The organism is Moraxella marmotae (assembly GCF_042219885.1).
Lineage (GTDB): Bacteria > Pseudomonadota > Gammaproteobacteria > Pseudomonadales > Moraxellaceae > Moraxella > Moraxella marmotae.
Window position 1 is genome coordinate 37,361 of record NZ_JBHJHR010000002.1, and the last position, 24,479, is coordinate 61,839.

General features: G+C 45.8%; 18 protein-coding genes. 13 read left to right on the forward strand and 5 right to left on the reverse strand.

Features of this window, described 5'->3' with window-relative positions; genetic code table 11:
• The first annotated feature begins 117 nt into the window (after positions 1 to 117).
• From ubiE to ACFBZI_RS00470, 4 genes are all read left to right on the forward strand, one after another.
• A complete protein-coding gene (gene ubiE, locus ACFBZI_RS00455; protein WP_375714517.1) occupies positions 118 to 963 on the forward strand; it encodes a bifunctional demethylmenaquinone methyltransferase/2-methoxy-6-polyprenyl-1,4-benzoquinol methylase UbiE in 846 nt (281 codons plus the stop codon).
• Positions 963 to 1,673, forward strand: a complete 711-nt coding sequence (locus tag ACFBZI_RS00460) for an SCP2 sterol-binding domain-containing protein (RefSeq protein WP_375714518.1) — start codon at positions 963 to 965, stop codon at positions 1,671 to 1,673. The genes ubiE and ACFBZI_RS00460 overlap by 1 nt, the downstream gene beginning before the upstream one ends.
• Before the next feature lie 64 nt (positions 1,674 to 1,737).
• Positions 1,738 to 3,378, forward strand: coding sequence for an ABC1 kinase family protein (locus tag ACFBZI_RS00465; RefSeq protein WP_375714519.1), 1,641 nt, complete (start codon positions 1,738 to 1,740; stop codon positions 3,376 to 3,378).
• 197 nt (positions 3,379 to 3,575) lie between these two features.
• Entirely contained in the window at positions 3,576 to 4,082 is a 507-nt protein-coding gene (locus ACFBZI_RS00470; RefSeq protein ID WP_375714520.1) for an adenine phosphoribosyltransferase, read from the forward strand.
• A 174-nt stretch (positions 4,083 to 4,256) separates the two neighbouring features.
• Here ACFBZI_RS00470 and ACFBZI_RS00475 read toward each other — a convergent pair whose 3' ends face one another.
• Both ACFBZI_RS00475 and ACFBZI_RS00480 read right to left on the reverse strand, forming a co-directional pair.
• Positions 4,257 to 4,547: a YeaC family protein gene (locus ACFBZI_RS00475; RefSeq protein WP_375714521.1), complete on the reverse strand. Its 291-nt coding sequence runs from the start codon at positions 4,545 to 4,547 to the stop codon at positions 4,257 to 4,259.
• A gap of 15 nt (positions 4,548 to 4,562) precedes the next feature.
• Positions 4,563 to 5,537 carry an NAD(+) kinase gene (locus tag ACFBZI_RS00480; RefSeq protein WP_375714522.1) on the reverse strand — a complete coding sequence of 325 codons (975 nt, stop codon included), beginning with the start codon at positions 5,535 to 5,537 and terminating at the stop codon, positions 4,563 to 4,565.
• Positions 5,538 to 5,865: 328 nt separating this feature from the next.
• Here ACFBZI_RS00480 and ACFBZI_RS00485 point away from each other — a divergent pair, with 328 nt between their 5' ends.
• The gene (locus ACFBZI_RS00485) at positions 5,866 to 6,588 is read left to right on the forward strand and encodes a Bax inhibitor-1/YccA family protein (protein ID WP_375714523.1); all 723 of its coding nucleotides are present in this window, start codon (positions 5,866 to 5,868) and stop codon (positions 6,586 to 6,588) included.
• Positions 6,589 to 6,926: 338 nt separating this feature from the next.
• On the opposite strand, the gene ACFBZI_RS00490 is transcribed toward ACFBZI_RS00485, so the two are convergent.
• Positions 6,927 to 9,557, reverse strand: a complete 2,631-nt coding sequence (locus tag ACFBZI_RS00490) for a heavy metal translocating P-type ATPase (RefSeq protein WP_375714524.1) — start codon at positions 9,555 to 9,557, stop codon at positions 6,927 to 6,929.
• Between the two features lie 502 nt (positions 9,558 to 10,059).
• Here ACFBZI_RS00490 and mrcB point away from each other — a divergent pair.
• From mrcB to purH, 4 genes are all read left to right on the forward strand, one after another.
• Entirely contained in the window at positions 10,060 to 12,447 is a 2,388-nt protein-coding gene (mrcB, locus tag ACFBZI_RS00495) for a penicillin-binding protein 1B (protein ID WP_375714525.1), read from the forward strand.
• Between the two features lie 248 nt (positions 12,448 to 12,695).
• Positions 12,696 to 13,619: a 50S ribosomal protein L11 methyltransferase gene (gene prmA / locus ACFBZI_RS00500; protein ID WP_375714526.1), complete on the forward strand. Its 924-nt coding sequence runs from the start codon at positions 12,696 to 12,698 to the stop codon at positions 13,617 to 13,619.
• A 391-nt stretch (positions 13,620 to 14,010) separates the two neighbouring features.
• Positions 14,011 to 14,265: a DNA-binding transcriptional regulator Fis gene (gene fis, locus ACFBZI_RS00505; protein ID WP_375714527.1), complete on the forward strand. Its 255-nt coding sequence runs from the start codon at positions 14,011 to 14,013 to the stop codon at positions 14,263 to 14,265.
• Between the two features lie 312 nt (positions 14,266 to 14,577).
• Positions 14,578 to 16,179 (forward strand): bifunctional phosphoribosylaminoimidazolecarboxamide formyltransferase/IMP cyclohydrolase, encoded by a 1,602-nt coding sequence (gene purH / locus ACFBZI_RS00510; RefSeq protein WP_375714528.1) that lies wholly within the window; start codon positions 14,578 to 14,580, stop codon positions 16,177 to 16,179.
• A 239-nt stretch (positions 16,180 to 16,418) separates the two neighbouring features.
• On the opposite strand, the gene ACFBZI_RS00515 is transcribed toward purH, so the two are convergent.
• Entirely contained in the window at positions 16,419 to 17,219 is an 801-nt protein-coding gene (locus ACFBZI_RS00515; protein WP_375714529.1) for a TatD family hydrolase, read from the reverse strand.
• Between the two features lie 427 nt (positions 17,220 to 17,646).
• Between ACFBZI_RS00515 and ACFBZI_RS00520 the strand changes: the two genes are divergently transcribed.
• The 4 genes from ACFBZI_RS00520 (at position 17,647) to ACFBZI_RS00535 (ending at position 23,239) form a co-directional block, all read left to right on the forward strand.
• Positions 17,647 to 19,518 (forward strand): TonB-dependent receptor plug domain-containing protein, encoded by a 1,872-nt coding sequence (locus ACFBZI_RS00520; RefSeq protein ID WP_375714530.1) that lies wholly within the window; start codon positions 17,647 to 17,649, stop codon positions 19,516 to 19,518.
• Between the two features lie 235 nt (positions 19,519 to 19,753).
• Positions 19,754 to 21,127 carry an adenosylhomocysteinase gene (ahcY, locus tag ACFBZI_RS00525; RefSeq protein ID WP_375714531.1) on the forward strand — a complete coding sequence of 458 codons (1,374 nt, stop codon included), beginning with the start codon at positions 19,754 to 19,756 and terminating at the stop codon, positions 21,125 to 21,127.
• Between the two features lie 229 nt (positions 21,128 to 21,356).
• Positions 21,357 to 22,310, forward strand: coding sequence for a methylenetetrahydrofolate reductase [NAD(P)H] (gene metF / locus ACFBZI_RS00530; RefSeq protein ID WP_375714532.1), 954 nt, complete (start codon positions 21,357 to 21,359; stop codon positions 22,308 to 22,310).
• Between the two features lie 203 nt (positions 22,311 to 22,513).
• Entirely contained in the window at positions 22,514 to 23,239 is a 726-nt protein-coding gene (locus ACFBZI_RS00535) for a 16S rRNA (uracil(1498)-N(3))-methyltransferase (RefSeq protein ID WP_375714533.1), read from the forward strand.
• Between the two features lie 206 nt (positions 23,240 to 23,445).
• On the opposite strand, the gene folP is transcribed toward ACFBZI_RS00535, so the two are convergent.
• A complete protein-coding gene (gene folP / locus ACFBZI_RS00540; RefSeq protein ID WP_375714534.1) occupies positions 23,446 to 24,378 on the reverse strand; it encodes a dihydropteroate synthase in 933 nt (310 codons plus the stop codon).
• Between the last annotated feature and the right edge of the window lie 101 nt (positions 24,379 to 24,479).

The window sequence follows — 24,479 nt, forward strand, 5'->3', positions numbered from 1 at the left end:
GCGTGATAATACTTTTGGTGGTGTTTTGGCGAAATTTTCTTTGGTAAAATTTCCCAAAAAATCATCAAAATGGTGTATCATTAACCTTTAATTTATTTGTATCATTAGGCATTCATTATGACGACCGAAAACCAATTTACCAACCCAAATATCCTGCCCACAGGCACGCCACAAGGTCAAAGTCAGCTACAACACTCACCAGATGACGAATCTGGCAGCGAAGAGACCACGCATTTTGGTTATCAAACTGTCCGCAAATCGGAAAAGCAAGCCAAAGTTGCCGAAGTGTTCACTTCAGTGGCTCGCAAATATGACATCATGAATGATTTGATGAGTTTTGGCATTCACCGCTTGTGGAAACGCTATGCCATCAGCCTAACTGGTGTGCGTAGCGGTCAATCGGTGCTGGATATCGCTGGCGGTACGGGTGATTTGGCAAAAGTTTTTAGCCGTGAAGTTGGCCGCTCAGGTAAAGTGGTACTGTCAGATATCAATGAAGCAATGCTGGAAGTTGGCCGCACACGCTTGATTAATGCTGGCTGTAATAATGTGGATTTTGTGCTTGCCAATGCCGAGACGCTAGAGCCATTTGCCGACAACTCTTTTGATTTGGTAACCATCAGCTTTGGACTGCGTAATGTTACCGACAAAGACAAAGCCCTAGCCGCCATGCATCGTGTGCTAAAACCCGGCGGACGCTTATTGGTACTTGAGTTTTCTAAGCCAGTTTTTGAGCCACTGTCAAAGGCTTATGATTTGTATTCATTCACCGCTTTGCCGATGATGGGTAAGATTGTCGCAGGCGATGCCGACAGCTACCAATATTTGGCAGAGTCTATCCGTATGCACCCTGACCAACAGACGCTAAAAAGCATGATGGAAAATGTCGGCTTTGTCAATTGCGATTATCACAATCTGACAGGTGGCATCGTGGCGGTGCATCGTGGATTTAAGGCACGCTAATGAGTATGATTAGCGTAATGGCACTGGCAATGTGCGAAAAACTGATCAATGCTGCCATCAAAACAGACAACCTCACCCAAGAATCGTTGGCGGCACTCAGCGGCAAAACCCTGCGTGTCGCCATGCACTCGCCCAAGCTGTGCGTTGATGTGCTGTTTTTGGACAATCATGTCCGCTTTGAGCCAGTGGCGTCAATGATTTTTGAGCCACAAGGCGGAACAAGTCCGACGCCAGATTGCACCTTAAGCGTGAACAATCCCAAGCATCTGCTGTCCTTAATCCAAAATCCTACTGGCAATTTGCCGATTCGTGGCGATTATCAAGTACTGATGCACGCCAAGGCGATTTTTGAGCAATTTGAGCCAGATGTTTGGGGCAGCTGTGAGCAGATACTCGGTCAGCAAGCAACCAGCCACCTGTACGCCATCGGCAAAGAAATCTCGCCGTTAATCACGCCTGTCACAGAGCTTATCGGCAGCTGTGTCAATCAAGCCCTGCAAACAGCGGTAAATTTTGGCGATGACGGTCAGCTTGACCAAAGTATTTTGGACAAAAAACAAGAATTGCTCCGCCTACAAAGCGAAATTGAACGCCAGCAAGCCAAACTTGCCAAAGTACAAAATCAGCTCCAAAATCATCTGACAAAAAATTCTCCACCGACAAATCGCCCAGCAAGCGGTGATGACTCGGTGGATACTCAGTCCATTTAACCCATTGATTTAGTCCGTTTATTTAACCCATTTACCAAGCCAAACCCAGCCCAAACGACACACCATGCTTATTACTCACCGCAAACGCCTGCTATCGCTGTATCGTATCGCCGCCAAATACCGCCTTGATACGCATTTTTCTGATGTCCCAGAATTTGCTCCCATCGCCCGGTTGATACGCTTGCACCCTGCCAGTATCGGCAAATCGCATCAGCCTTTGGGCATAAAATTGGCGTTTGAAGAAATGGGGACGCTGTTTTTAAAACTTGGTCAGTTGCTCTCCACTCGCTCGGATTTGTTGCCGCCACAGATTATTGAGCAATTATCACTGCTACAAGACAAAGTCGCCCCCTTTGACAGTGCCACCGCCATCGCCATCATCGAAGATGGCAAAACTGGCTTGGGTCAGCCGATTGATACGCTGTTTGCACGCTTTGATAAAAAACCGCTTGCTGCCGCCAGTGTCGCACAGGTGCATACAGCCGCCTTGCACGATGGGCGTGAAGTGGTGGTCAAAGTGGTGCGTCCACAGATTCGTGATGGCATCATTGCCGATTTTGAGCTACTCAGACAACTGGCAGCGTGGGCATGCGCTCGCATTGAAGCGGCTCGTGCCGTGCGTTTGAGCGATATTGTCGAAGATTATCGACAAATTATGCTAAACGAGCTGGATTTGACGCTCGAAGCCGCCAACAGCACCAAAATGCGACAAAATTTCACTGGCTCAAAGCTCATCTATGTGCCAGAAGTGTATCACGCCACCAAGCAAGTGATGGTCAGCGAACGCATTTTTGGCATACCGATTTCTCATACCGAAGTTTTTGATAAGCTGGGTTACGATCGGGCAGTGCTGGCAGAAAAAGGCTTGACCATCTTTTTTACCCAAGTATTTCGTGATAACTTTTTCCATGCCGATATGCACCCGGGCAATATCTTTGTTGAGACCTTGCCAAATGGTGAAGCCGTCAGTCAGCCACGCTATATCGGTCTGGACTGTGCCATCATGGGTGAGTTGTCCAAAGACGATCAGCTGACTGTTGCTCGCATGCTGCTGTCGGTGATGAACGGCAATTATAGCACGCTGGTTGATATCATCTCGCACGCAGGCTGGATACCGCCTTCTGCCGACAAGCACGCACTGATTCGTGATATGGGGCGTACGGTGTCGCCGATGGTGCTAAAACCGATTGATGAGATTGATTTTGCTGGGGTGCTGTTTGAGATATTAACCATCGCTCGCCGCCATCGCATGAGCATTCCGCCGCAGCTGATGCTGCTATTAAAGACTTTGGTGCATGTCGAAGGCTTGGGTCGAGAGCTGTATCCAGAGCTTGACATTTGGTCGCTTGCCAAGCCAATTCTCACCGCTTGGGTCAAAGATCAGCTTGACCCTGTCAAAAACTTGCAAGACATCAAAAACCAGCTGCCAGAGATTTTATTATCATCAACCGATTTACCAAAACTGCTCAATCAAAGCATTCAAAGCATGGCAAGTTTGGGAGCGAGTCAAGATGCCACCTTAAGACAGCTGCAAGCCATGCGAGCCGATACACTCAACGAACGCCGCCATGATTGGATTTGTGCTGCAGGCTTTGTGCTGATGATGGGTATGGCGTGGTGGTCAGCTCTGGCGATTCATTTGTATGTTGCACCGTTGTTTTTTGTGTTGGCATTTGGCTTTGTGTTGTGGCGAATTTTAAAATAATTTGAAAGCGACTTGGATTATTTGGAATGCTTTGGTTGGGGTGATTTAAGCCAAACGAATTTGAACCAAGCTAACCAAAAGCACTTGAGCAAAAACCAGTACCCATTAACCCAAGCGGTATCATTTGCCAATATCAATTCATAAAAATTAACACACTTTATCTTTTGTTTATAGTTATTTATGCGATAGGTTTTATTATGACGCATCATTTATGGCATCATGTTCGTGTTGTGCCTGATTTTCCCAAAGCAGGCATTGAGTTTTATGACATCAGTCCGCTGTTGCATCAGCACAATCAAGCCCTGATTTCTGCTTTGGTCGCCGCTGTGCCTAGCGATTTGCTCGCATCGGTGGACGCTTTGGTGGCAGTGGAATCTCGGGGGTTTATTTTGGCAAGTCTGCTGGCTGCTCATCTGAACAAGGGGTTAATTTTGGTGCGTAAAGCTGGCAAACTGCCGCCGCCTGTCCACCGCCAAAGTTATGGGCTAGAATATGGCAACGATACCCTAGAAATCAGTGCCGAGCTTGAGCCTGCCAATGTGCTGATTATCGATGATGTGCTGGCCACAGGCGGTACGCTGACAGCGACCCATCAGCTGTGCCAAAAGGCCAATTTAAATGCACTGGGTGCTTTGGTGCTGCTGGATTTGCCTGCTTTGCATGGCGATTTGACTTTGCCGTATTGGACGGTGTTTCATCGCTAAACTGGATAATTTTTAATCCACCAAATTTGTGCAAATAGTTTTGTACGGATAGTTTTATGCAAATAACAACAAAACCCCCAAAGACTTGCTTTGTCTTTGGGGGGCTTTCTTTGGAGTTGTCTGTGTGGTTGTTTTTGGGAATTTTAAAGTTTTATTTATTGATTTTAATTAAATTCAGTGCTTAAACTGCACCACTTGCTCGGCGTTCGGATAATGATGGTCATGCTCGATGTCGCACTCTTCGCCAATGACCGTGCCGTCTTCTTTGACAGGACGGTGAATGTAGCCTGTCCGCTCGGTGATTGGTAGGTATTCGTGTTCCCACACCATCACCGCCTGCATACAGGTAATACGCTGGGCATCGGTCAGTTTTTCGCCATTTTCCCAGCGACCAATTTCGATGGCGGTGCGAAATTTTTCCACAATCTCTGGTGTTAGATTTTCTAAAATATCTTGCTTATTCATAAGGTGTCCTTAGGCTTATTTATCTAGCGAAAATTCTTCGCTGTATAAGTTCCAATTTAGCTTGGTTCGGCAAGCTTCAAAAAAACTGTAATTGTCAGGGTGCAGCAGCAATAAGGTCTTATCGTGCTTGGCGATAACCAAAGTCTGGTCATTTTCAAGCGGTGCCGATGCCTTGCCATCCGCCCCTACCATCGGCTGCGTGCGGTTATCGTTGTGGATATTGATGACGATATGACTACTGCCCGGCACGACCAATGGGCGACTTGATAGCGTGTGTGGGTGCATCGGCACTAGGCAAATGGCGTCCAGCGTCGGGTGAATAATCGGCCCACCAGCGGACAAAGCATAAGCAGTCGAACCTGTCGGTGTGGCGACAATCAAGCCGTCAGCATGCTGGCGATAAACATCGTTATTGTTAATTTTTAGTTTAAAATCAATCGTGTGAACGGACTTGCCTGCGTGCAGCACAATGTCATTTAACGCCACATCTTCATGGATCACCAAATCGCTTGGCTTGCCATCGGCGTCATTTTGCACGATTTGAAATTTTAATAAAAACCGCTCAACCAGCCAATACTGCCCATCAAGCACTTGCTTGACCTTCTCAATCAGCTCATCTGGATTGACATCTGCCAAAAACCCCAAACGGCCACGATTGATGCCCAGCACTGGCACATCTGTCCCTGCCATCACCGATGCCGCTTGTAGCATCGAGCCATCGCCGCCAACCACAATGACCAAATCGCAATGATCGCCCATTTTTTGGCGTGGGACGATTTTTAGCTTGACGCCATCAATTTGATCAAAATCAATCGACATGCCTTCGATGGCGGCAGTTTCGGTATCGATTACAATGGACAAGGCACGAGTTTGTAGCAGCCCAATCAATTCGTTGAGCGTCTCAATGATGCTTGCTTTGCCAGCTCGTCCCATGACACCGATACGGCGAAATGGGGCTCGTTTTGGGTGATTGTTGATAAAATTTGGCATGGGTTGTGTTTGACGGTAAATAATGCGTATCATATCAAAAAATCACCACACAACACAACCAAAGCACTGGTTTTTGGTCGCTTTTTTACCAATTTGGCTCATCTTTGCCCCATCTTTTGCCATCATGCTGCCAGCGGCAATCTTAATAAAATCATAGAACTTTACGACAATCCCTTGCAATTGGGTCTTATAGACATTATATTATCCTTAAATATGGTTAATTTTTGACCGATATGAATTTTACTGATATGATGTATTTGATTGAATTTGATTAAATGCGATTAAAAACTTCATTGATTTATAAAATTAAACAACCTAAGGAAAATTTATGGCAAATCCAATTATCAGCCGCACCACTTTGATGACTGGTGCGGTAGCAATGAGCATTCGTGGCGTCATTGCCAAAAGTGCGTTTTTGCTCACTTTGGCAGCGGTGGCAGGCTTTGGCGTGTTCTTTTATGCGTTGAGCGTCGGCGTCTCATCATCGATGCTGCACATCATGGCAGTGGTGGCGGTTTTTGCTGGCATGGGGCTGGGACTTGCCAGTACGCTAAAACCCAATCTTGCCAAAACGCTTGCCGTGCCTTATGCACTGACCGAAGGCGTGCTGCTTGGCTCGTTTAGCTTGATTATGTACCGCTTTTATCCGACCGTACCGCTGTCGGCATTGTCGGCGACTTTTATCACGGCGGCGGTGATGCTGACGCTTTATACCACTGGCATGATTAAAGTTAGCGAAAAATTCCGCTCCATCATCACTTCAGCAATTATCGCCATCGGCATTTTGTACTTGGTGCAGCTGGGTTTTAGACTGTTTGGCTCAAGCCTGCCACTGTTGTTTGATGGTGGTTTGGTGGCGATTGGCTTTAGCGTTTTTGTCACTTTGATTGCGTCATTTAGTCTGCTGCTTGATTTTGATAATATCGAAAAAGGTGCAGCGTTTGGCGTGGCTCGTGAGTACGAATGGGTGTACAGCATTGGCATTTTGTCCACGCTGGTTTGGATGTACATTGAGTTTTTACGCCTGATTGGTTATCTACAAAGCGAATGATTGGCTCATTTTGCCAATTTCGGTCTAAACCAATTTAAGTTTAGTAAATTTAAATTCAAAAAAAAAAATAAAATTGACCCATGGCTTAGTGCGATGGGTCAATTTTTTAGTAGGCTGTTTTTGAATAACAATTAAAATGGTTTTAAGCGGTTTTGTCAAACTGCTTTGGTATTTTTAAATCAATCAGCCCGATTAATCAGTTTCATTAATCAAGTTATCAATCCATTTGGTCAACCAGTTTGGCAACATCATTGGGCAAATTGCCGATATTTTGGGCAATTTTACAAGCAAATTATCTGCAATCAAGCTATCCACAAGCCAATTGTCCACATTCACAATCAAGCAGCGACACGCTTGATGCGTATGGCGTTCATCACCACGCCAAGGCTTGACAGCGACATACCAATCGCCGCCAGCCAAGGCGGTACATAGCCCAATGCCGCTGGTATCAAAATGGACGAATTGTAAATCAATGCCCAACGCAAATTTTGGCGAATGATGGCTTGGGTACGAATCGATATGCCAATGGCTTGGGGAATCGCCGACAATTTACCGCCCAAAAGCACACTATCGCTTGACACCTGTGCCAAATCCGCTGCCCCAGCGATTGCCGTTGAGACATTTGCCGCTGCCAAAACAGGGGCGTCATTAATCCCATCACCAACCATCAGCACCACTTTATCATCTGCTTGTAGCTGCTTGATATGCCAGACTTTTTGTTCTGGTGTCAAGCCATAATATGCCGCTTCAATGCCCAGATGCTCGGCGACTTTTAGGGCATTTGGGTTGGGGTCGCCTGTGAGCATCAGCGGTGTGATGCCCTGTGCTTGTAGCCGAGCAATCATCGCCTTGGCATCGCTACGAATGGCATCATTAAAATAAAACCGTGCCAAAATCTGCCAGCGATTGTCCTGCCATGCCGACAACAGAACCGACATATTTGCCTGATATTCGTCCAGCTGTTCACGATATTGCCCAAAATCAAAATCTACCGCTCCATCGCTCACAAAACTGCCATGGCCGATGCGGTATCGCACACCATCAATCACCCCTTCGATGCCGCCTGCCGTGTGATGCTCAATCTGGCTAACACTGGGTAAATGCAGACCGTGAGCGGCAGTTAATAGCGCCTTGGCGACTGGGTGGCGGCTGCCGATTTCTAGACTGGCCGCCAATGCCAAAGCTGACTTTGGCGGCATATCGCTCACAGTCGCCAAAAGGTTCGCCTGCCCTGTGGTCAGCGTGCCTGTCTTGTCAAATGCCACATGGCTGACACTTGCCAAAGTCTGTACCGTATGCCCCCGTGTTGATAAAAATCCCAAACCAGCCAGTCGGTTTGTTGCAACTGTCAAAGCGATGGGCGTCGCCAAGGACAAAGCACATGGGCAAGTTGCCACCAACACTGCCACCGTCGCCCACAGTGCATGGCTCTTGTCAATCAGATACCACACCGAAAACACGAGCAGCGACAACACCAACACCCGAGCCACGAACCAACGAGCCATGCGGTCGGCATCTTGGGCAATTTTGGGTTTTTCGCTCATGGCACGATTCATCAGGCGATCAATCAGGGCAATTTGGCTATTATCCACATCACTGGTAACGAGCATCAACAGCGGCTGGCTGTCGTTTTGTGAGCCACCGACCAGCACATCACCACGCTCTTTGACAATCAAATCACTCTCACCTGTCAAAAGACTCTGCGATACCGTCGCCACAGCCGATAACAGCACGCCATCAGCCACGATTTGCGAACCTGCTTCGATGCTCACCACATCGCCCACTTTGACGCTTTGGGCAAGGATTTTGTCATCATGGCCAGTTGATTGAAAATCTTTGCTCGGCGTGGCTTGTGCTTGCCAGCTTGCCCCACTCTCCAGCCACTGGGCAATATCATCTTGGCTTAGGTCATTGTTATGAAATTTGGCAATCAAATCAGGCGCTTGGGCGATTTTTTTGACCAAAATTGGCTCAATCACCACCAAATCCGATGCCATGTTTGATGCTTTTAGACGAGCATTTTGTTCGATGTATCGCCCTGCCAACAAAAAGAAAATAAACATCGCCACTGAGTCAAAATAAGTCTCGCCTGCACCGATGAGCGTGGCGTATAAACTGGCAAAAAAACTCAAAATCAGGGCAATCGATACAGGCACGTCCATGTTAATTTGCTTAGCACGCAACGCATGATATGCCGACATAAAAAACGGCACGCCTGAATAAAAAAACACCGGAATGCTCACAAACAACGACACATAGCGTAAAAAATCTCGATGCTCAACAAGCATGCCGCTGTACGCCCCAAAATACATGCCAATGGAGAACATCATCGCCTGCATCGCTCCCAAGGCGGCAATGCCCAAGCGTATCAGCATTTGCTTATTTTGGCGTTTTAGCATCGCTTCGTGCGTGTCTTGGCGATAGGGTTTGGCATCATAGCCCACCGAATGCACCGCCTTTAAAATCTCAGCAATCGACAAAATCTCATCATTCCAATTCACTCGCATTCTTTGCTGGGTGAGATTGACCTGACAATCTTGCACGCCGTCCAACGCTCTAAGCCGTGTCTCAATCAGCCAAGTGCAAGCCGAACATTTTAGATTGGCCACCGACAGCTCGGCTGTGCTGCCGCCATTTTCGGCATAGACGAACTGTTTTTTGATGTCTTGATGGTCATAAGCATCAAAATTGATGGCACTGGGTAGGCTTGCCGTTGGGCTGATTTCACGGCGATCTAGATAATACTGGGACAAGCCTGCTTCCACAATGCTCTGTGCCGCCAACTGACAGCCTAAGCAGCACATCGCTCGTGGCTTATCAAAAACCACGGTAAAAAACGGCTCTTTTGGCAAAATCTCGCCACAATGAAAGCAGCTGCCTTCAGGTGGTAAAATCAAACTTTGCTCAAGGGTGTCAAATTGGCTGGCTGATGGGTCTTGATTGTCGGTGCGAAGGTCAGATTGGCTCATAAGCGTATCATTTTGAGAAATTTTTACTAAATTTATCACAAATAGTCATCATTCATCGCAGTTAAAATTTATTTAGCATTTGTTTATCATTTATTTAAAAACCATCATCATTTTTAAATACATCTATTTAAATTCATTAAATAAATCATTGGCATGATATTTAACTGCGAATCGTCTTTTTGCACACAAAACAGGCACAAAAACCATGCCATTATAACACAAAGCCAACAAACCAAGCACGCTAACGCCAGCTTTTGGTTTATTTGCTCTTATTTTGGCTTACAGCAGCTATTTTTGTGGCTTATTTAGATTTGCTTGGACTTGCTTTCATCGCAAAATTTCTCCAAAATCCGCCAACCACGACAAAAATCGTCGCCATACCCAAAAATTACACAAAAATTGTACAGTTTAGCAATGTTATCCATAAATAATTGGCTGATTTTGCTTGAAAAATGGGTCATTTTAGGCGATATTATAGCGGATTTAGCTTTGGGGTTTTGTTGTGTCAAAATCTATTCCACGCCCAGCACCACATCGTCAGTCAGGTTTTGCCATTGGCAGTTTTTTGCTGATGCTTATTTTTGTGGCATTGATTGCTTTTGTTTTGTATGCCATATATCTAAACGCCAAAGTCATCAGCAAATTTGAAAGTCGCAAATGGGACATTCCTGCCACGCTGTATTCACGCCCATTGAGCCTATATCAAGGGGCAACGCTGTCGCCTGATGAGCTAGAATCTTGGCTCAAACTGCTACATTATAGCAATGCAAGCCTAGACAAAACTGGTCATTATCAAAAAAACAATCACACCTACACCATCTATACACGGGGCTTTCATTATGGTGATAATGACATCGAATCCCAGCAAATCATCGAAGTGCAATTTGCCAATAAGCAAATCAAAAGCCTAAAAAGCACCACACCAAACACCAGCGGCGTCGTGCGACTTGAGCCTGTCAATATCGGCGGCATCTATCCTGAAAATAACGAAGATCGCCAGCTGATCACTCGTGAGCAAATGCCAAAACCACTCATTGACGCACTGATTGCTACCGAAGATCGGCATTATTACGAACATCACGGCATCTCGCTGCGTGGTATCACTCGTGCGTTGGTTGCCAATCTGAGTGGCAAGCAAGTCCAAGGTGGCTCAACCATTACCCAGCAGCTGATTAAGAATTTTTATCTCAACTCCGATCGCACCTTTAAGCGAAAAGCCAACGAAGCGATTATGGCACTGATCCTAGAAGCTCATTATGATAAAGATGAGATTTTGTTGGCATATTTAAATGAAATCAATCTGGGACAAAACGGCAACCGCTCGGTCAATGGCTTTGGCATCGCATCGCAGTTTTATTTTAATAAACCGCTGAATGAATTGAGCCTTGACCAATACGCCCTGCTGGTGGGGCTTGCCAAAGGCCCAAGCCATTACAACCCACGCAAAAACCCACAGCAAGCCCTAGATCGGCGTAATACCGTACTGCACAATATGCTCATCACAGGCAAAATTGACGAAGCCACCTATCGCCAAGCCAGCCAGCAACCGCTGGGCGTGGTCAAAACCCCTGCCATCGCCAAACCCAAATTTCCAGACTTTTTGGACGCTGTGCAGCGTGAGCTAAAGGCTTATTATCGCCAAGAAGATTTACAAAATCGTGGGCTGCGTATCATCTCCACCCTAGACCCTTTGGCACAGCAAGCCGCCGACATCGCAATGGCCAATAAACTTAGCGAATTACGCAAAAAAAGCAACGCCACCAAGACGCTGCAAGGTGCGTTGGTTAGTGCCAACCCAAGCACAGGCGAGCTGGTCGCCTTGGTCGGTAGTGGCGATGAATTTACTGGCTTTAACCGTGCCATCGATGCCAAGCGGCAAGTGGGTTCGTTATTAAAACCTGTCATCTATTTGACTGCCTTTCAATCTGGCAAATACAACCTGACCACGCCAGTCAATGACAATCAAATCAGCTACAAAGTCGGCGGACGCACTTGGACACCCAAAAACTACGGCGGCACTTCGCACGGCACAGTACCGCTGTTACACGCACTTGCCAACTCTTATAACCAAGCGGCGGTCAATGTCGGCATCGGACTTGGTATGAATGCCTTTAAGGCACAGATGGGCAATTTATCCATCACCAGTGAAATTCCGCCCTATCCGTCCGCCATGCTGGGGGCGATTGATTTATCGCCGATGCAGGTGCTGGGCATGTATCAGATTTTTGCCAATGGCGGTGCTTATACGCCAATTCATACCATTCGCACGGTGATTGATGATAAAGGTCGCATTTTGCAGCGGACACAAGTGCAGCACCAATTTCGTGCACCACCGCAAGCGGTCTATCTACTAAACCGTGGCTTGCAAGAAGTAATCCGTTCAGGTACTGCCAAAAATGCCAGCAGCATCAGCGGCAATCTGGGCTTGGCAGGCAAAACAGGCACAACCAACAACAGCCGTGATGCGTGGTTTTCTGGTTATAGCGGTAATTATGTCAGCGTCGTTTGGGTCGGTCGTGATGATAACAAATCCATCGGACTGACAGGCGGCACAGGGGCTTTGCCGATTTGGATGGATTATATGAAACGCCTAAATCTGACGGCGGTCAATCTGCCCCAGCCTGCTGGCGTTACTTGGCAATGGATAGATGGATATTCTGGCTTACCTACTTTACAAGGCTGTCCTAATGCCGTCTGGCTGCCTGTGATTGATATTTATCGACCAAGCCAATTAAGCGACTGTGCTGCCCAAGCCACCTACCAAAGCCAAGTGCAGCAGTACAGTCAGCAGGCGGACAGTTATCTGGTGGACACGGACGAAAATTACATCGAAGAGTCGAACGACTATCGAGACTATGCCGAGCCTTATGATGACAGTTACAGTTATTGATGGTAAAGATGATAAATTTGATATAACAACTATGGTGAATGTGGCAAAATAGCATTCACCAAGCAGCAAATCACACTGCCAAAATAGCACCAAAACCCAACAAAAGCACAGATAAAAATACAATCCGCCCTACTTCTTATCAGGATAATTTGCTATAATGGCGATAATTTGACAAAATTTGTATTTTTCGTCTTTAATTTGTTTTATCTTAACTGTATTTTTATATTTATCTAATCTAGGAAAATTTCATGGCTTGGCAACAACTTCACCTACAATGCCCAAAATCAGCGGTCGAATTGGCCGAAGCGTTATTTTATGAATCCAACGCCGTTTCTATCCTGCTTGAAGACGCTGGCGATGAGCCACTGTTTGAGCCGATGCCGGGTGAAGAGCCGCTGTGGTCAGATGTGGTCATCACCGCCATTTTTGACACCAACAGCGATGATAGCCTAAGTGGTACGGACTTTGAGTCTTTGGCATCAACCATCGCCGCCGAAGTCGGTGCTAGCCGTTTTTGGCTGACGCATTTGGACGATAAAGACTGGACTCGAGAATGGATGACTTATTATCAGCCAATTAAATGTGCTGGCAACTTATGGATTGTCCCTGAATGGCTGGACGCACCTGATCCGTCCGCCACCAACCTAATCCTAGATCCCGGTCTTGCCTTTGGTACGGGCTATCATGCCACCACTCGCCTGTGCCTTGACTGGCTGTCTGAGCAGGATTTGACAGACAAACTGGTGATTGACTACGGCTGCGGCTCAGGCATTTTGGGCGTGGCGGCGTTATTGCTGGGAGCCAAGCAAGTGCTGGCAGTAGATATCGACCCACAAGCGGTGCTTGCCACTCGCCAAAATGCCGCCCTAAATGGCGTGGCGGATAAACTTATCGCCTTTTTGCCCCAAGAATTTGAAGAATATCGTCGCACGCACCCAGAGCTTGCCGATGTCATTACTGCCAATATTTTGGCAAAACCGCTGATTTATTTTGCACCGACCTTTGAGACACTGCTAAAATCTGGCGGCCGCATCGTGCTGGCAGGCTTAATCCAAAGCCAAACCCAAGATGTGATTGCAGCATATGAGCCATTTTTTGAGCTGGACGCTGCTTATCATTATGACAATGCTGATGATCATCATTGGCATCGCTTGAGCGGTATTAAAAAATAATTCACACACGACAACAATCGTGATAACCATCATAACAAAAACCACCCAACATTTACCGCATCAGATGATGATTTGATGCGGTAAGTGCGGTAATTGTTATTGATGATTTTAAAAGCTGATTGAAAATTAATTCATTAAACTTATCCATTAAGAATATTGATTAAAATTACTCAATTAAAATCATTAAAAATTCTAGCGATTTATCCAAAAATAATCAAAAAAAATCTATCATAAAAGTGAAAAATCGCCGCATAACATATATTTTATAAGAAACTTTACAAAATTGTTACACGCCATCACACAAAAGTTACAACCAAGCACGGGGGAATTTGGTAATATTTCGCCGAAAATTTGTACAGTTTATGATTTTTGATGAGATGCGAGTAACAACATGACAACCACAGCACACCCAACCGATGACACCCCTTTACACATTCATGTCGAAAATGCCGTACAGCGTTATTTTGATGCCCTAGACGGTGCTGATGTGAATAATTTATACGATGTATTTTTGGCAGAGCTTGAAAGACCTTTACTCATCACCACTCTAAAGCACGCCCGTGGCAACCAATCCAAAACCGCCCAAATTCTTGGGCTAAATCGTGGTACGCTACGCACCAAGCTAAAAACTTATGGATTGCTATAATCCATAATCCGATACCAACCCAAGAGCCATCTCTTGGGTTATTTTTTTGGCTGTATTTTGGATTTGCTTTGGCTGTGTTAAAGTCTGCTTAAAATCTGTTATCAATCCATTTTGGCTTGATTTTTAATCCGCTTTGGCTTGGTTTTGGCAAAATCATCACAAATCGCATTAATTTTGTTTTATTTTGTCTTGTTTTGCTTTATAAATTTTGTAATCAATGGTATCATTTTGTGCTGAAATTGTTAATTGTCCGCTTGGGTCTGCATATGGGCATTTGACAAGATATTCAAACAAATCAATTTAGGGTGATTTATGAATCCAAAAAGCTTTGCTTTATTGTCCGTGTCCGATAAGACAGGGATTGTTGAATTTGCCAAAGGTCTGGTCGATGCAGGTTTTGGTATCTTATCCACTGGCGGCACATTCAAACTGCTCAAAGACAGCGGCATCGATGCCATCGAAGTCTCAGCACACACTGGTTTTAGCGAAATGATGGACGGTCGTGTCAAGACCTTGCACCCAAAAATTCACGGCGGTATCCTAGGTCGCCGTGGCGTCGATGATGTGATCATGGCAGAGCATGGCATCGATCGCATTGACATTGTGGCGGTCAATCTGTACCCATTTGCCGCTACGGTCGCCAAGCCTGATGTCAGCATGAGCGATGCCATCGAAAATATCGACATCGGCGGCCCTGCTATGGTGCGTTCGGCAGCCAAAAACCACGCCCATGTCGGCATCATCACCAGCCCTGCCGACTATGACAAAGTACTGGGCGAGCTTGGTAGCCATGGTAGCCTAAGCTATGCCACTCGCTTTGATTTGGCGGTCAAGGCATTTGAGCATACCGCCGCTTATGACGGCATGATCGCCAGCTGGTTGGGGGCTCGCCTGCCAGAGAGCAGCGATGCCATCGCCAGTGATGATGCCACTGCCAAAACGCCATTTGCTCGCACCTTTAATAGCCAATTTATCAAAGCTCAAGATTTACGCTATGGCGAAAATCCGCACCAATCGGCAGCGTTTTATGTTGAAGCACACGCCAAAGAAGCGTCCGTTGCCACCGCCAAACAATTGCAAGGCAAAGAGCTGTCTTATAATAACATCGCCGATACTGACGCTGCCTTAGAATGCGTCAAATCCTTTGCCAAGCCTGCTTGTGTGATTGTCAAGCACGCCAACCCATGCGGCGTGGCAGTCTCCCAAGATGGCATCTTGGCAGCCTACGACTTGGCTTATGCCACTGATCCAGAATCGGCATTTGGTGGTATCATCGCCTTTAACCGACAGCTTGATGTCGCCACCGCTCAAGCCATCGTCGAACGCCAGTTTGTCGAAGTCATCATCGCTCCAAGCATTGCCGATGGCGTGCTGGAAGTTACTGCTGCCAAGAAAAATGTGCGTGTACTGGTCTGCGGCGAGCTGCCTGCCATCACCGAGCGAGCCACGCAGCTGGACTTTAAGCGAGTCAATGGCGGTCTGCTAATCCAAGATCAAGATTTGGGCATGATTGACAAAGCAGACCTTCAAGTCGTTACCGAACGCACGCCAAGCGACAGCGAATTGGACGATTTGATTTTTGCTTGGAAAGTTGCCAAATATGTCAAATCCAACGCCATCGTCTATGCCAAAAACCGTCAAACCATCGGCGTGGGTGCAGGTCAGATGAGCCGTGTCAATTCAGCACGCATCGCAGCGATCAAGGCAGAACACGCAGGCTTGGTGGTCGAAGGTGCAGTGATGGCATCGGACGCCTTTTTCCCATTCCGTGATGGCATCGATAACGCCGCCGCCGCTGGCATCAAGTGCATCATTCAGCCCGGTGGCTCAATGCGTGACGAAGAAGTCATCGCCGCCGCCAACGAGCATGGCATTGCCATGGTGTTTACTGGTATGCGTCATTTCCGCCATTGATTGGCTTGGCGTGGATTTTGATTGTGGATTTTGCTGGTATTTGCTGGCAAAACCCACAAAACCAATCAAAAAAGCCAAACAACAAAAACGGCGCATCAATCAAGCACCGTTTTTTTTATTGAGCCAGTGATTTATCCGCCAGATGGTTTAATGATTAAATCATTGACACAGACATTCATTATAAATTAATAAATAATTAATAAAAAGTTTATCAGTTATTAAATAATAAAACAACTTTATCAAATCACCGTTTTGTATTGATTGACCAAATTCACAAAATTACGGCTGGTGATTTCACCAATTTCTTCCACGCTTTTATTATGAATTTTGGCAAGCACTGCCGCCACATAAGGCACAAAAGTTGGCTCATTGTCCTTGCCACGCTTTGGCACAGGTGCCAAATAAGGGCTGTCGGTTTCGATCAAAATCCGATCCAAAGGCAGCTTGGCAGCGACATCTCTTAGCTCTTGGGATTTATTAAAGCTGATAATCCCTGATAGCGAAATGTACAGCCCCATATCCAAAGCCTGCTTGGCAAAGGCATAATCTTCGGTAAAACAGTGGATAATGCCATGCTCACACTTGCCTGCCTGCAGCGTGTCCAAAGTGTCCTGATAGGCACTGCGAGTATGCACGATGATGGGTTTTTTGGCGTGCTGACTGGCGGCTATGTGCGTCAAAAAACTGTGTTTTTGAGCGGCCTTTTTATTGCTATCCCAATGATAATCCAGCCCCGTCTCACCAAACGCCCACACCTTATCACTGTCCAACGCCAAAAGCTCATCAACGCTAATGCCAGCAAGCACCTGCTCATCTTGGCAAGGGTGAATGCCCACACTCATGCCGACATCAGGCAAACTGTCATCGCCTGCCGCCAAATCCACCCAGTCACGAATGGCATCATTTTCGGATAATTGGCACATAATCGCCATGACACGACTAACGCCAGCTTGCTGCATCGCTTGTAGCAGGTTTTTGGGATTGTGGTCGTGATTGTCCAATATCAGATAAGTCAAATGTGCGTGGCTGTCTGTGTACATGATGGTTGTCTCTGAAAGTGTTTCTTAAAATCTGTCGTTTAAAATCTGTCTTTAAAATCTATTGTTTAAAGTTTGTCTTTGACAATCTGTTAGATAATCTCTTGTAAATTATCTTTGGTCGGTCATCTGCCAAATCAGCCCAATATTGTACCATGCTTTGGCTTATCACTGGTATTTTTATCATTTTATCGCCAAGTCTAGTCCTTTATCCATTATCTTAATTTTCCAAAACGCTGCATCTATCCAATCGCCAATTTGTACCAGTGTGTCAGACTGTGCCAAATTGTGCGGATTTTGAATGAATAATATTCAATTTATCATTAAAATATTTCATCTAAAAGTCAGACGGCATCATTGGATTCATGTTATAATAGATAACTTAATTTACAAAACTTAATCATTAGCAACAATTTAGCCAAGGTGAGTTATGTCGTCTCTTACATTACGCCGTGCCATTGTTATGGCATTAGCCCCAACTACACTGCTTTCTACCACTGCCTTTGCCCAGACTGCCGATGAGCAGCCGTCTGTGACACTAGATCCGATTGTCGTGACTGCGACTCGCTCTGATGAAATCGCCAGCCGTATCCCTGCTCGTGTTAGCGTTATCGGTGAGCGTACCATTGAACAAAATCCTGTGCAAAATCTTGCCAAGGCAATCGAGCAGGAAGTGGGTATTGCTATTAAGCAATCAGGCGGTATCGGTCAAATTACTGAGATTTCAACTCGTGGCACCAATGCCAATCATACTTTGGTATTAAAAGACGGTGCACGCCTAAATAGCCAAAATCATGTAGCACCACTGTATCCATCATTCTTTGATTTAACTGATGTTAATCAAGTTGAAATCGTCAAAGGTCCAGCATCTGTACAATATGGTGCTGACGCCGTCAGCGGTGTTGTACAAATGCGTTCTTTGCCACCTAGCAAATCAGGCGTGCAGGTTACTGGCTTGGGTGGTGAAAACAACACCTACAAAGCCGTTGTTAAAGCAGACTTGGTTAGTGATAACGGTGTTTATGCCAGCATTCATGGTCAAAAGCTGGAGTCAGACGGCACTCGTATTTTAAGCAATCAAGGCCGTGATAAAAAGGCAAGCTACGACCAAAAAGGTGCAGGGGCTATTGTTGGTTATGATAAAAATGGCTTGGCTGCCAGCGTACAATTGAGCCAAAACGAAGGTGTTAGCCAGTATTATAATTATAACTCAGGCAAAAATGACGCCACTCGTAGCTTTGAAAATCGCTTGGTTAATGCCAAAACATCATATGATATTAACAATGTTACCGTTTCTGCTCGTTATTCAGATTTTAAAGACACTCAAGTTGTCAAAGATAGCAATCCAAATCACTTTAACACCAAAAACCAAGAAGGTGATTTGAATGCCAAATGGCGATTTAGCCCAAATCAAAACATCTTGGCAGGTGTTAGCTATCTGAATGCCAAATTTTATAGCAACGATGTTAAAGATGGTCAAAAAAGCAATGAGTCTTATGGCTACTATCTACAACATCAATACAACAGCGACAAAGTTAACACACAAGTTGGTGTACGCCTAGAAGATAACGAACGCTTTGGCAATCATACTGTTGGCCAAGGTGCAGTTCGCTATCATTTTACGCCAAATTCAAGCATTTATGCCAATATCGGCTCAGCATTCCGTGCACCTGCTTTGACAGAGCTATATTATTTTAGTCAAAGCACTTGGGGCAATACCTATGGCAACCCAGATCTAAAACCAGAAGAAAGTGTGAATTACGAAATTGGCTTTGATCAATATATTGGCAAAAATACCAAAGCCTATATTTCTGGTTACCGCACAGAAGTGGATAACTTGATTGCCTATCAAAGAGGCTATCCTGACTCCACCTATGTCAATATTGAAAAGGCAACCGCCAAAGGTGGTGAAGTTGGCGTAAAATGGGCTAAAGGTCCTTACTTTGCCAATGCTGAATATGCCTATGTAAAAACCGAAAACAAAAAAACAGGTAAAGAAGTTGCTTATCGCCCAAAACAGAACTTCACATTGAGTGCTGGTGTTGATAATCAATCTTACGGAGCTAATGTTGCTCTAGTGGCTCGCTCTGATGCTTATGCTGACAATAGCGAAACCAAAAAAGTGCCAGGCTATGTAACCGTAGATGTTGGCAGCTACTGGCAAATTAACCCACATGTAAAATTCTTTGCCAATATTGAAAACATTGGTAATGTGGAACATAAGCGTGTTGATAACTTTGGTAATGGCTGGTATGTCAATGGCGGTCGCTTTAGTTCAGCTGGTCTAACTTTCAGCTACTAATCAACCATCATTATAACGCCAAAAAAAACAGCCCCAAGCCCAAACTTTGGGCTGTTTTGTTTTGAGATTTATTCTTAATGGTGTTATAATAATCGGTCAATCACCAAGAGATGTTGCACCCTGTTTTGGCAGGTCAGGCTTGGTTTGATGGATTTGTTTTTGATGATAACTCAAACAGCCATCACAAAACAACGACATCTGCGTTTTTAACTTTTTTAACTGAGTATTTTAAGGAGTGGACGCAGTGTCTACATTTACCGATTATAAAGTCGCCGATATTGGCCTTGCTGAATTTGGCCGCAAAGAAATCCGCCTTGCCGAAACCGAAATGCCAGCCCTAATGGGACTACGCCAACGCTATGCCGCCGCCCAGCCTTTGGCAGGTGCCAAGATTGTCGGCTGTATCCATATGACGATCCAGACCGCCGTGCTTATCGAGACTTTGGTGGCGTTGGGTGCAGAAGTTCGCTGGACTTCGTGCAACATTTTTAGCACCCAAGACCATGCCGCCGCTGCCATCGCTGCTGCTGGCATTCCTGTCTTTGCTTGGAAAGGCGAAACCGAAGAAGAATACGAATGGTGCTTAGAGCAGCAAATTCATAAAGACGGCAAGCTGTGGGACGCCAATCTTATCTTGGACGATGGTGGCGATTTGACCGCTTTGATTCACGCCAAATACCCACAGATGCTAGAGCGTATCCATGGCGTATCCGAAGAGACCACCACAGGCGTGCATCGCTTGCTGGATATGCTGGCTAAGGGTGAGCTAAAAGTCCCTGCCATCAATGTCAATGACGCTGTTACCAAATCCAAAAATGACAACAAATACGGCTGCCGCCACTCGCTCAATGACGCCATCAAGCGTGGCACAGATATGCTGCTGTCAGGTCGCCGTGCCTTGGTGATCGGCTATGGCGATGTCGGCAAAGGCTCTGCCCAGTCGCTACGCCAAGAAGGTATGATTGTGCGTATTTCAGAGATTGACCCTATCTGTGCTATGCAGGCGTGCATGGACGGCTATGAAGTCGTTTCACCGTTTAACGAAGGCGATCCTGCCCTTGGTGTCAATACCGCCCTACTACAAGATACCGATTTGATCGTTACCACCACAGGCAACTATCATGTGTGTAATGCCGAGATGCTAAAAGCACTCAAGGCCACCGCTGTGGTTTGTAACATTGGGCATTTTGACACCGAGATTGACACCCAGTTTATGCGTGATAACTGGCAATGGGTGGAAGTCAAGCCACAAGTTCACCAAGTGTATCGCTCCAATGACGAGTCGGATTATCTGATTATCCTATCCGAAGGCCGCTTGGTCAATCTGGGCAACGCCACAGGCCACCCATCACGCATTATGGACGGCTCATTTGCCAACCAAGTGCTGGCTCAGATTCACCTGTATCAAGCCAAATTTGCCGATTTGCCAAGCGAGCAAAAAGCGGACAATCTGTATGTCAAAGTCCTGCCCAAAAAACTGGACGAAGAAGTGGCAGCGGCGATGGTGGCAGGCTTTAATGGCGTGATTACCAAGCTGACCCAAGCCCAAGCGGACTACATCGGCGTGCCTGTTGATGGCCCGTTCAAAAATGACGAATACAAATACTGATTGACATCAAACCTATGATAAATAAAAATGGCAATCAGACAGGGTTGTCATTTTTATCAATGGTATTTTATGAGCATTTTCATTGATACTGTTTTTGCTATTTTTAGTAATACCATCTTATTAATATCATCAAGCAGTTATGTATTGACAAATGGTGTGGCAGTTGTCGTTGAATTGTGCATTGCACATTGCCATCTACCAAGCCATTTCACTGACAAAAGAGTTGATCATGAATCCTTTATTCAATCATATCAGCGATATTGAAAATTTGTTAGATAAATTAAAAACAAATTTACAAAAAATCGAAGAAAACAAAGCAGCCAAGCAGAGTGAAACTTGCCCAAAAATTCCTTTTTCTTTTGAGTTTTTCCCTGTGAAGACAGACGAAGGACAAGCCAAGCTCATGCATACTTTTGATGAGCTAAATGCCCTAAATCCCAAATATTTTTCGGTAACTTATGGGGCGGGCGGCTCAACACGAGAGCGGACACTGGGCATTGTCGAAGCCTTGACCCAAAAATCCAACACACCGATTGCACCACATATGTCTTGCATTGGTGATACCAAGGCGGAGATTGGCGAGCTTTTGGAGTTTTATAAGTCGCTGGGCGTCAATCGTGTGGTGGCTTTGCGTGGTGATTTACCATCAGGTCAAGTTGGCTATGGCGAGCTGCCTTATGCCTTGGATTTGGTCAAATATATCCGTGAGCATAGCGGCGAGCATTTTTCGATCAAAGTTGCCGCCTATCCAGAGATGCACCCACAGGCACGCAATTTTGACTCCGACATTGACAATCTGGTAGCAAAATATCACGCTGGAGCGAACGAAGCCATTACCCAGTTTTTTTATAATGCTGACAGCTATTTATACCTGCGTGATCGCCTTGCCAAAAAAGGCGTGCATCAGGACGATTTCCCAATCATCGCTGGCATCATGCCCATCACCAATGCGTCAAATATCATTCGCTTTGCCGATGGCTGCGGTGCCGATGTGCCACGCTATATCCGCAAGCAGTTGGCGGATTTTGGTGATGATCGCAAGGCCATTCGCCAGTTTGGTTTTGAAGTTGTCCATGATTTATGCCAGCGTCTGATCAAAGAAGGCGTGCCTGCCCTGCATTTTTATAGCATGAACAACACCGAGCCAAACAAAAAACTGGTTGAAAGTCTTGGGCTGATTTAACAAGCCAAAAGACTCAATGGCTAAATGATGGGTGTGAAGTGGCAATTTATCAACTTTATAAAGTTTATCAGCCCAAACTGTCGCACCCATCATTTCATGAGTTAAATTTAGCCAATTGGCTTAACTTAAACACAATCGCACAAAATCATTACAGCCATTAAATTATCAAAATCATCGAACAAATCCAACCATAAGCCAAAACCATGCCACGCTTTTTTATTGACACGCCACTTAGCACCGAGCAAGTCGGACAAACCCTAGCTTTGCCTGATGGCATTTATCATCATTGGTGCAAGGTTTTGCGTGCCAGCGTCGGCGATACGGCGGTGCTGTTTGATGGGCGTGGCGGTGAATATGGCGTAACGCTTGACGACATCAACAAAAAATCCGCCAGCGTGCGAATTGATCACTTTAACGACATTAATCGCACGCCGCCTTTTTTGGCGAGCATTGGGCTGGTGATGAGTCGTGGCGATCGCATGGATTATGCAATCCAAAAAGCCACCGAAATGGGTGTGCATCGCATTCAGCTATTGACCAGTGAACGCTGTCAAGCCCATCTCAAATACGAGCGAGATTTCAAAAAAATCCAGCACTGGCAAGGCGTGGCAGTGGCTGCCTGCGAGCAATGCGGATTAAACATCGTGCCACAAATCACCGCCCCCATACCGCTTGAGCAGTGGGTTGGTCTGTGCGATGATACACTAAAACTGGTACTGGCATTAAGCGATGGCAAGCCTGATTTTACCAAGCCACTGCCAGAGCGGATTGCTTTATTAATCGGTGCTGAAGGTGGTCTTAGCCCTGATGAGATTGCTTTAGCGATGCAGCACGGCTTTGAGCCTTGGACAATTGGCGAGCGAGTGCTGCGTACCGAGACTGCCCCTGTGGTGGCTTTGACGGCTTTGCAAGTGTTGGCAGGCAGTTAAATTTATCTTGCCTTTAATCACCCAAAACAAAGCAGCTTTTAAAATCAAAAATAGCGATTAAAAGCAGTCATTTTAAATGACCACTCAAAACAACCATTAAAACAATCATTAAAAAAAACGACCGTTAAAAACAATTATTAAAGACAGCCATCAAGACAAGTTTCCCAAAATAAATTTGTCATGCAAGTAAATTTTAACAATTTCAACTAGCTATCCAAATCATTATCCAGATAAATCTGTCGCCACATGGACAGCATTTCGGCAGTTTTTGCCACATCATGCACACGGATAATGGACGCTCCCATTTGTGCTGCCAAAAGCGACATGCCTGCACCAATCACATCACGATCCGCCGCTTGGTGGTTTTGTCGCCCTTGGATACCGCTATTGACCAGCAATTTGCCCAAAAACCGCTTGCGTGATACTCCAAACAGCATCGGCAAACCAAAATGCTCGATGAATTTATCCAAATTTCTCATGATGATTTGATGATGAGTGAAATTTTTGGCAAACCCCATGCCAATATCCATGATAATCTTATCACGCTCTACGCCTGCTTGTATGGCTTGGTCAATATCACGCTCAAGCTCACCGATAATCTGCCCCAGTACATCGGTATAATCCGCCAAATCGTTCATGGTGTCAGGTTCACCACGGCTGTGCATCAGCACCACAGGGCAGCCAAGTTCCGCCACTGCTTGGGCTGTCCCTGCTCGCCGTAATGCTCGCACATCATTAATAATATCCGCCCCTGCTGCGATGGCTTGGGTCATGACGGTAGGATTACTGGTGTCAATGGACAGCCACAGCTCATCACCAAAATGCTGGCGGATTGCCGTTACCACAGGAATCACACGCTCAAGCTCGGTGTCGGTATCCACGGCAGGTGCGTTTGGACGAGTGGACTCACCACCAATATCAATAATATCCACACCATCAGCAATCATCTGCTGAACATGGCTTAGAGCAGCATTGACGCTGTTAAATCGCCCACCATCAGAAAATGAATCTGGCGTAACATTCAAAATCCCCATCACTTTTGGCGTGGACAAATCCAATTGCTTATCACGCCACTGGATTTTGGTATTGATGGTTTTATTTGTGTTTGCGTTGGCTGTCATCGCTTCGATTGTGGACATAAAATTTCACCAGTCATTCAAAAATGCTTTATAATACCACAATTGCCGCCATGATTGACCAATAAAATCAAACCACACGGTAGGCAACCACAAACGATTCA

Bases quoted from the DNA above. Each gene is read 5' to 3' on its own strand.
- fis (WP_375714527.1), top strand. From the start codon at position 14,011: ATGACAACCACAGCACACCCAACCGATGACACCCCTTTACACATTCAT.
- ACFBZI_RS00475 (WP_375714521.1), bottom strand. From the start codon at position 4,547: ATGAATAAGCAAGATATTTTAGAAAATCTAACACCAGAGATTGTGGAA.
- ACFBZI_RS00515 (WP_375714529.1), bottom strand. From the start codon at position 17,219: ATGTACACAGACAGCCACGCACATTTGACTTATCTGATATTGGACAAT.
- purH (WP_375714528.1), top strand. From the start codon at position 14,578: ATGAATCCAAAAAGCTTTGCTTTATTGTCCGTGTCCGATAAGACAGGG.
- folP (WP_375714534.1), bottom strand. From the start codon at position 24,378: ATGTCCACAATCGAAGCGATGACAGCCAACGCAAACACAAATAAAACC.
- ACFBZI_RS00535 (WP_375714533.1), top strand. From the start codon at position 22,514: ATGCCACGCTTTTTTATTGACACGCCACTTAGCACCGAGCAAGTCGGA.
- ACFBZI_RS00490 (WP_375714524.1), bottom strand. From the start codon at position 9,557: ATGAGCCAATCTGACCTTCGCACCGACAATCAAGACCCATCAGCCAGC.
- ACFBZI_RS00470 (WP_375714520.1), top strand. From the start codon at position 3,576: ATGACGCATCATTTATGGCATCATGTTCGTGTTGTGCCTGATTTTCCC.
- ACFBZI_RS00520 (WP_375714530.1), top strand. From the start codon at position 17,647: ATGTCGTCTCTTACATTACGCCGTGCCATTGTTATGGCATTAGCCCCA.
- ACFBZI_RS00460 (WP_375714518.1), top strand. From the start codon at position 963: ATGAGTATGATTAGCGTAATGGCACTGGCAATGTGCGAAAAACTGATC.
- ACFBZI_RS00485 (WP_375714523.1), top strand. From the start codon at position 5,866: ATGGCAAATCCAATTATCAGCCGCACCACTTTGATGACTGGTGCGGTA.
- ubiE (WP_375714517.1), top strand. From the start codon at position 118: ATGACGACCGAAAACCAATTTACCAACCCAAATATCCTGCCCACAGGC.
- ACFBZI_RS00480 (WP_375714522.1), bottom strand. From the start codon at position 5,537: ATGCCAAATTTTATCAACAATCACCCAAAACGAGCCCCATTTCGCCGT.
- prmA (WP_375714526.1), top strand. From the start codon at position 12,696: ATGGCTTGGCAACAACTTCACCTACAATGCCCAAAATCAGCGGTCGAA.
- ACFBZI_RS00465 (WP_375714519.1), top strand. From the start codon at position 1,738: ATGCTTATTACTCACCGCAAACGCCTGCTATCGCTGTATCGTATCGCC.
- metF (WP_375714532.1), top strand. From the start codon at position 21,357: ATGAATCCTTTATTCAATCATATCAGCGATATTGAAAATTTGTTAGAT.